The 8,018-nt window shown below is 51.9% G+C and carries 4 protein-coding genes and 1 rRNA gene; 3 read left to right on the top strand and 2 right to left on the bottom strand.

The genetic code is table 11. The features are described from left to right. Positions 1 to 8: 8 nt before the first annotated feature. Both JW953_20300 and JW953_20305 read left to right on the top strand, forming a co-directional pair. On the top strand, positions 9 to 1,841 hold the full coding sequence (locus JW953_20300) for a protein BatD (GenBank protein MBN1995048.1): 1,833 nt from the start codon (positions 9 to 11) through the stop codon (positions 1,839 to 1,841). Between the two features lie 41 nt (positions 1,842 to 1,882). Further along, the gene (locus tag JW953_20305) at positions 1,883 to 2,698 is read left to right on the top strand and encodes a tetratricopeptide repeat protein (protein ID MBN1995049.1); all 816 of its coding nucleotides are present in this window, start codon (positions 1,883 to 1,885) and stop codon (positions 2,696 to 2,698) included. A 4-nt stretch (positions 2,699 to 2,702) separates the two neighbouring features. On the opposite strand, the gene JW953_20310 is transcribed toward JW953_20305, so the two are convergent. After that, positions 2,703 to 6,140, bottom strand: coding sequence for a PAS domain S-box protein (locus tag JW953_20310; protein MBN1995050.1), 3,438 nt, complete (start codon positions 6,138 to 6,140; stop codon positions 2,703 to 2,705). 240 nt (positions 6,141 to 6,380) lie between these two features. Then, positions 6,381 to 7,073: a carboxypeptidase regulatory-like domain-containing protein gene (locus JW953_20315; protein MBN1995051.1), complete on the bottom strand. Its 693-nt coding sequence runs from the start codon at positions 7,071 to 7,073 to the stop codon at positions 6,381 to 6,383. 605 nt (positions 7,074 to 7,678) lie between these two features. Between JW953_20315 and JW953_20320 the strand changes: the two genes are divergently transcribed. Then, positions 7,679 to 8,018: ribosomal RNA gene (locus JW953_20320) — 16S ribosomal RNA — on the top strand; the annotation flags it as partial.

Genomic DNA, 8,018 nt, shown 5'->3' on the forward strand with positions numbered 1-8,018 from the left:
ATAAAAGCATGCTTGCTCACCATCATTGCCCCAGGTATAAACAGGGCGAGGTAGACCATACGCCAGCCGACCACTATAGCTGGATCGCCCTCCGCACGATCTGCCTGGTCATTATCTTGTTTGTCGGCGCAGGCGCAGGAGATTATGTTGTCTTGGCTCAATCCCCCATCATGGTCCAAGTTGACCGCACGACCCTTTCTACCGATGAGGAGCTTTTGCTCACGGTTACGGTCACCAGCGAACTGGTCAACATTCCCCAGCCTGACCTGTCCGGCCTGGTAGATTTTGCGGTGATTAACAGTGGCTCTTCTACTCAAATCAGCATTATCAATGGGAAGATGACATCCCAGGGCATTTACCGTTACCATCTCCAACCATTAAAAGCGGGCAACCTGGTTATCCCCTCCCTGAGCGTGACCATTGACGGCCAAACTTACCAAACAGAGTCAATCCATATTAAGGTTACGCCTGGTTTGAACCCCACGCTACCCGGCACCCCCCCTGCTACTATCGAGGCTCCAACAAGCCTGGTTGGCCAACCTGTTTTTGTGGAAGCCGAGGTGGATAATCCAACCCCCTATCTTGGTCAACAAATTACTTACATTTTTAGATTTTACCAGGCGGCTGACGCTTCCTTGCCTACGTTTAGCCGGCCGGATTACCAGCCGCCCTCTTTTACCAACTTTTGGGGTTCAACTGTTTTGGCCCAACCTTATTACTCCACTACCATCAACGGGCAGAACTATTTTGTGACCGAAGTTCATACCGCCCTTTTTCCGGCCAATCCCGGTCCGCTGACCATTGAACCGGCCAAACTCGTTATCCCTGGCGATCTGTTCAACCCGGATATTGCCCTGGAAACAGAACCGCTCACCATTGAGGTGCAATCCCTGCCAGAAGGAGCGCCGCCCGATTTTAGCGGGGCAGTCGGTCAGTTTGAAATCCAGGCCCATCTTAGTGAAACTGAGGGCCAGGTGGATGAACCGCTGACCTTATTTATAGATATTGAGGGAACGGGTAATGTAGAAGTTCTTACCGAACCGCCTCTGCCTGAATTGCCCAACTGGCGTATCTTTGACAGCCAATCTTCAAGCAGCCTTGAAGTGCGGGAAGAGGAAGTGTATGGCCGGCGTCGTTTTGAAAGGCTCATTGTGCCCGGCCACCCCGGAGATTATGAGTTTCCCCCGATTAGTTTTAGTTACTATGACCCCCAGGCGGGCGAGTATCGCACTATTAAAACTGAGCCTATCCCCCTTACCATTTACCCTAACGATGCAACTTTTTCCTCGCCCCTGGTAGTATTGGGTTCTGACAAGCAGCCCATCACCCTGACAACGGGCGATATTCGTCATATAAAACCGGTGCCAACCATTCTGGAAAGCGCCGGCGGCCTGTTATTGCACCAGCCGCTTTACTGGGCTTTTTGGATTTTGCCGGTGTTGATTGTAGGGGGGGTGTGGTTTTGGCAAAACCGGCGGCAGCGATTGGCGCTGGATACCGCCTATGCCCGGAGCCAACGCGCCCGACGCACAGCGCAAAAAATTTTGGCCGGGGCGGGCCAAACCGGCGCCGATGGTTACGCCGCCGCCCAGCGGGCTTTGTTGGGCTATCTGGCGGACAAGTTGAACCGGCCCACTGTTGGCCTGACCAATGATGAATTGATCAACCTGCTCCACCAATATCAGCTTGACCCCTCCTTGCTTGAGCAGGTCAAAGCAGTGTTAACGCAGGTTGAGGCGGGGCGTTTTGCCCCCATCGAAGAAACGGTTGTGCAATCTTTGCTTACTGAAACCCAACGACTCATCAACAATCTAGAAAAATCATTTTCAAGGCGGCGGTAATGTTTGGAAGTAAGTGTCAAGTGTCAAGTGTCAGGTGTCAAGTGTCAGGTGTCAAGGATCAAGTATCGGCTTTTGCGTTTAAAGGTTTGCGCTTGACCATTTTGGTGAGTCTGTTTTTGCTCCTGGCCGGAATCCCCTGCCTGGCCCAAATCGAATTGAGTCCCCCGGAGGCAATGTTGAAAGCCAATCAGCACTACGAGGCCGGCCAATTTGCCGAAGCTGCTGTTATTTATGAGGCCATCGTTGAAGCCGGGATACACAACAGTGAGGTTTACTACAACTTGGGCAATGCCTACTTTAAACAGGGAGATTTGGGCCGGGCTATTCTCAACTACCGCCGCGCGCAGCACTTGGCCCCGCGCGATGCCGATGTTGCGGCCAATTTGAATTTTGCTCTGGCCCAAACGGTGGACCAACTTGAAGCTGACAAGGGTCTGACCGACGTAGTGCAGGTGTTTGAGGGGTGGCTGACCTTGAATGAGGTGGCCGTTTTGGCCCTGGTTTTATGGGTATTGCTTTGTTATTTTGCGGTTCTGGCCATTTTGCTGCCCCGGTTTCGGTATGTTTTTGGGTGGATCATGGCTGGCTTGGTTCTGTTTTTGGCGGTGGGGCTTATCTCAGTGGCCGGTCGTTTGTATAATGAATGGCGGTATCCTCCGGCGGTAGTGGTGGCCCCGGAGACGCAAATAACCAGCGGCCCCGGCGATACCCAACAATATTTGCTTGAATTCACGCTGCATGCCGGAACTGAAGTGCGTTTGCTTGAAAGTCGGTCTGAATGGAAACGGATCACGCTTCCCGGAAACTTGCAGGGGTGGGCGACCGCGGCGGCAATTGAGGAAGTAATATCTTGGTGAGGCCCTATCCCTGACCCTCGTCCAAAACCTCTCTCACCTTGCGCACCAGCATTTCCGGGGAAAAAGGTTTTTGCAAAAAGGCCAGGCCCGGCTCCAGCACCCCGTGGTGAACAATGGCGTTGTCGGCATAACCCGAAGTGAACAGCACTTTGAGCGAGGGATGGGTTGCCTTTAGCCGGTGGGCCAGGTCTCTGCCGCCCAAACGGGGCATAATTACATCTGTTACCAATAAGTCTATTTTTTCCTCACTCATTTTTTGAGCCAGACGTAACGCCTCGTGGCCATTGGCCGCTTCCAGTAGCTTATAGCCCTGCTGGCGCAGCATGCGGGCGGCCAGGTCGCGCACGGCAAACTCATCTTCTACCAGTAACACGGTTTCCTTCCCCCGCGGCAAATCGCTAAAAGCGTTATGTTTGAAGGGAGAAGCCGTTTCCGGTTCAAGGATACGGGGCAGGTAAACCTTAAAAGTGGTGCCTTTTCCAGGTTCACTGTATACCCAGATGTGGCCGTCGCTTTGTTTAACAATGCCAAAACAGGTGGCTAAACCCAAACCGGTGCCTTTATTCACTTCTTTGGTGGTGAAAAAAGGTTCAAAAATATGGTCCTGCACCTCTTCGGTCATTCCCACGCCGTTATCGCTGACAGCCAGCATTATGTACTCGCCGGGTACAACCTCGGCATGCTGTTGGGCGTAGGGCCAATCAAGGGTAACGTTGGCCGTCTCGATGGTTAATTTGCCGCCGTTGGGCATAGCGTCACGGGCATTGATGGCCAGATTGACCAGAACCTGTTCAAACTGGCCGGGATCAATTTTGACCAGCCCCAGATTGGGGGTGGGGATGGTCACCAATTCAATATCCTCGCCAATGAGGCGGTGTAGCATTTTGCCCATATTTAAAATAAGCTCGTTCAAATTGAGCACTCTTAGCTCAATCATTTGCCGGCGGGCAAAAGCCAGGAGCTGGCGGGTCAGGTTGGCGGCCCGCTCGGCGGTTTTTTGAATGCCTTGAATATCATTATAGGTGGGATTGTCGGGCGATAAGGTATCCAGGGCCAGGCCACTATAGCCCATAATGGCCGTCAGAAGATTGTTGAAATCATGGGCAATCCCCCCGGCCAGCGTGCCGACAGCTTCCATCTTTTGGGATTGGCGTAATTGCTCTTCCAGTTTGGCTCTTGTTTCTTCGGCCCGTTTGCGTTCGGTGATGTCGGTATGAATTCTGACCGAACCAATAATTTTGCCCTCGGCATCTAGCACGGGCGCGCCGCCCACCTGGACCCAGAGCATTTCTCCCGATTTTTTCATGAGTTGCGTTTCATACTGGTCAAAGCTATCCTGCGCCTGAAGGTGATTTTTAGCTATCTTTTCCTGTAGCCGTAATTCGGAGGCGGGCTTGCCCAGGAGTTCATTGCGGGAGTAACCGACCATCTCACAAAATCGGTCATTAACAAACTGAATTATATCGTCGTTGTCAACCTGCAACAAGCCTTCGCTCATCCGTTCAATCAGGGTGCGATATTTTACCTCACTGGCTCGTGGCGCTTCCTCTATTCGTTTCCGTTCGGCAATTTCTTGTTTGGCTTGCTGAAACAAGCGGGCGTTCTCAATAGCAATTGCCAGTTGGTCGGCCATGGATTGAGCAATGTCCAGGTCGTCTGGATTATAACTGCCGGTTTGACGGCTGCCCAGGTTCCAGGTGCCAATCACCTGGCCTTTGACGCGCAGAGGAATAATCATGCTCGATTGAATCCCTTCTCCCCAAAGCGCTTTGTCTTCAGGAGAATCGCCGCGGACGGCCATATTATGATGGATAGATGGTTGGCCCTGGTTCACCACCCGGCCGGGAATTGAATTTTGGCACGATAGCGTAGCGCCCAGGTGGGGCAGGGGTTTATCTTCACCGGCCACGTAGGTTAGGCGCAGCTTGTTTTGGTCAAGGAGGGTAATGGAGGTCCGGTCGTAAGGGAGCAGCCGGATGGCATGGCGGGTGAAGGCGTGGTAGATGTCGGTGATGCGCAGGCTGGTAGTGATGGCCCGGTCCAATTCGTGCAGAACGGCCAACTGTTGGGCCCGCTTTTCTGTTTCGGCATGCAGGTAAGCATTTTCAATAGCGTTAGTGGCCTGGGCAATGAACAATTGGACCAATTCAAATTCTTCGTTGGTAAAGGGCGGGTCTGTCCGGCGAGACATGTTGAAAACGCCCAGGGTTTTCTCCTTTGTCCGAATGGGGATACTGATCAGGTGTTCACAGGCTACCTGGGCTCCCTCTGGATAAAAAGAGCGCGGGTCAAGATGGGCCTTATTTACCAGTTCCCCTTTTTCTGAGTGAAGCGCCAGGCTGGTGATTCCTTTGCCCAGGGGAATAGGCTCATCTTGTAAGTTGTCAGAAACCCAACCCCTGCCCCAGCCCTGGGAGGGACGTAACAGGCTTTCTTCTGGCTCAAGCCAATAGAGGCCGCAGGCATCGTATTTGAGGATTCCCTCAAACGCTTGCTGGACTTGGTCCACAATTTCGGTCAGGGTCAGGGTAGAAAGGATTGTCTGAGACACTTCAAGCAGGCGTTTGCGTTGTTCGGCCAGGCGTTGGATGGCTTCTTCGGCCTGTTTGCGCTCGGTGATATCCCGAATGGTGGCTACCACCCCAATGATTTCCCCGTTTGGCGCGATATGCGGGCTGTATACGGCTACAAGCCAACCCTGTTTGCCTGTCTCGGAGATGTGGTAGGGCGTGTCAGGCGGGCGGACAATTTCTCCGGCCAAAACCCGTTCCAGGGGCTGGGACTTGCCCGGTTCGTGGGGGTGAGCAAAGAGTTCTGTGGCAGACCTTCCCACAACTTTTTCTTCCGGTAAGCCGGTTAAGTTTTCCATGAACTTGTTCCATATCTGGCAGCGCAGTTCACGGTCATAACCAATGATGCCTTCTCCAACACTGGAAATAATTGTTCTGATGAAATGCTCCGACCCGCGCAGGGTCTGTTCGGCCAGTTTGCGTTCAACGGCATAGCGGATAGAACGTTCTAGCATAGGGGCGTCAATTTGATCTTTAACCAGATAATCTGCGGCCCCTCTTTTCATGGCCTCAACATCTACGGACCGATCACCCTGTCCGGTCAGCAAAATGAGAGGCGCAGTGCAGCCCATCTCGATGGCCTTGCTTAGAAGTTCTAACCCGTTGTGTCCCCCAAGACGATAGTCAATCAGATAAACGTCGTGGGCGTCATTTTTTATAGCGGTCAGGGCGGCTTCGTAAGAATCTACCCAGTCAATGCTGAATCTGTCTTCTTTGATTTCAGCCAACAGATCGCGCGTAATCACGTAATCATCTTCATCATCATCAACCAGCAATATCCGCAGCGGGAGTCCATCTACGTCAGTTTCTATATTGCTGGCGGTGCGGGTGGCCACTACTTGCCACTGCATCCGCAAAATTTGTCGGTTCATATCAATCTCCATTCCTTTATTAACAAAGGATTGGCGAATTTTGACAGTCTGGCCAGAGTAATTACCTGGCCATGTTCTGGACTGGCAATTTGATTATCTATATTATATCACGTATTACTCGCCCATGTGATGGGGGAAAGGTCATATTGAATAGCATTTAAAACAAAAAATCAGGCTGATAACGCCTGGCTGTTTTTACCTGGAGCAGTTCAGTGGCCCAAAGTTTGAGGAGACAGAACCTTATTCGATCAATTTCCAGTCCAGCCGCAACACCTGGCTGTGGCCCGGATCATCACTCTCGCAAACAGGCGTGGAGGCCCAGTGAAAACGTTCTGATACTTCTTGACCGTTTTCCATGATCATAACGGCCCACTGCGCGGCCAATAAATCGGCAAAAGGGATACGAAAAATTTCATAATTTCCTTCGGCATCGGTGCGAGTCACAAAATCCAGGCCGGTGGTTTCATGAATCCCAAGCGCGCGCACTTCCACCTCAGGAATGCCGAAATTGTTGGCGTTTTTGACTGTGCCGTAGATGTAGGTGAAATCGCAGTTGAATTCGCGTTGGGCGCCGGCAAGCACATATTTAATAATGGGTGCGGGGGTGGGGGTTATGGTTGGGGCCTCGGTGGGGGGGGGCAGCGGCGTGTTTGTTGGCGGCAGGGGTTGTTGAGTGGGGGTAGGAGTTGGTAAGGGGGTGTCTGTTGGGGGGGCGGTGGGGCTGGGGGTGGGCGTATCTGGTGGCAAAAATGGGGTCTCGGTGGGAGGGGTGGAGGAGGGGAGTGGCAGCAGTGCAGGGGTGGGGGTTACGGTAAAGGTGGGGAGGGGAGTCCGGGTGGGGGGAGCTACTCGACCCGTAGTATCTTGAGCGCCGCGGCAGGCCAGGGCCAGGCCGGTCAATAAAATTATGAAACCATAGAATTGCTTAGGCAAGAGTGGTTGAAACCTCCTTGTTTGATTAAAACGGGTAAAGGGGTCATAGTTTAGCATGTCTGAAATGAAGCGCCAAATGTTTCTCTTTTTGAAAGTTGACAGGCAGGCCTCTTTCATTTGCGTAAATAAAAAGTTGTGATATGCTATGGGGGTAGTTGTTAAAGGCAAATCTTTTTATAAGATTTGGCCCAGGGTCAAGTTAAAAAAACCTTAAGGTAAATTTAGCAAAAATCACCACAAAAGGGCTTGACAAACTTTTTGAGGTATGGTAATATATCGCTCGTTGTGTGAGGAAAATAGTACTTGACAACGAGCAACAAATATGGTATATTATTTGTTGCCTTAAATTACAGGCGAATTCGCCCCCGATATTGGGGGAAGTTCCGTAACAACAAGACAGGAGACGAAACCTCAAGGTGATTTCTTTGAGCGTTATTTGAGCGAAACCTTCTTTGAGCGTCGTCTCCGCCGGCATCCACTTAACAGGGTGTCGGTTTTTATTTGTCTGGATATGGTCCTTAACAACTGAATAGTGACAGGAATTAAGCTAGTGTGATTGGCTCAATTCGTTAATTCGCAAGCAGAAGAAGTTTGCTTGTTCAGATTTTACGAAGAGTTTGATCCTGGCTCAGGATGAACGCTGGCGGCGTGCCTAACACATGCAAGTCGAACGTGAAACCCGATTTCGATTGGGGAGTAAAGTGGCGAACGGGTGAGTAACACGTTGGTGACCTGCCCCGAGGTGGGGGATAACCATGGGAAACCATGGCTAATACCCCAGATGTCAAGGAGTTTAGACGCCCTTGACTAAAGCTCCGGCGCCTCGGGAGGGGCCTGCGGGCTATCAGCTTGTTGGTGGGGTAATGGCCTACCAAGGCTAAGACGGCTAGGGGGCGTGAGAGCGCGATCCCCCACAATGGAACTGAGACACGGTCCATACTCCTA

The organism is Anaerolineae bacterium, assembly GCA_016931895.1.
Classification (GTDB): domain Bacteria; phylum Chloroflexota; class Anaerolineae; order 4572-78; family J111; genus JAFGNV01.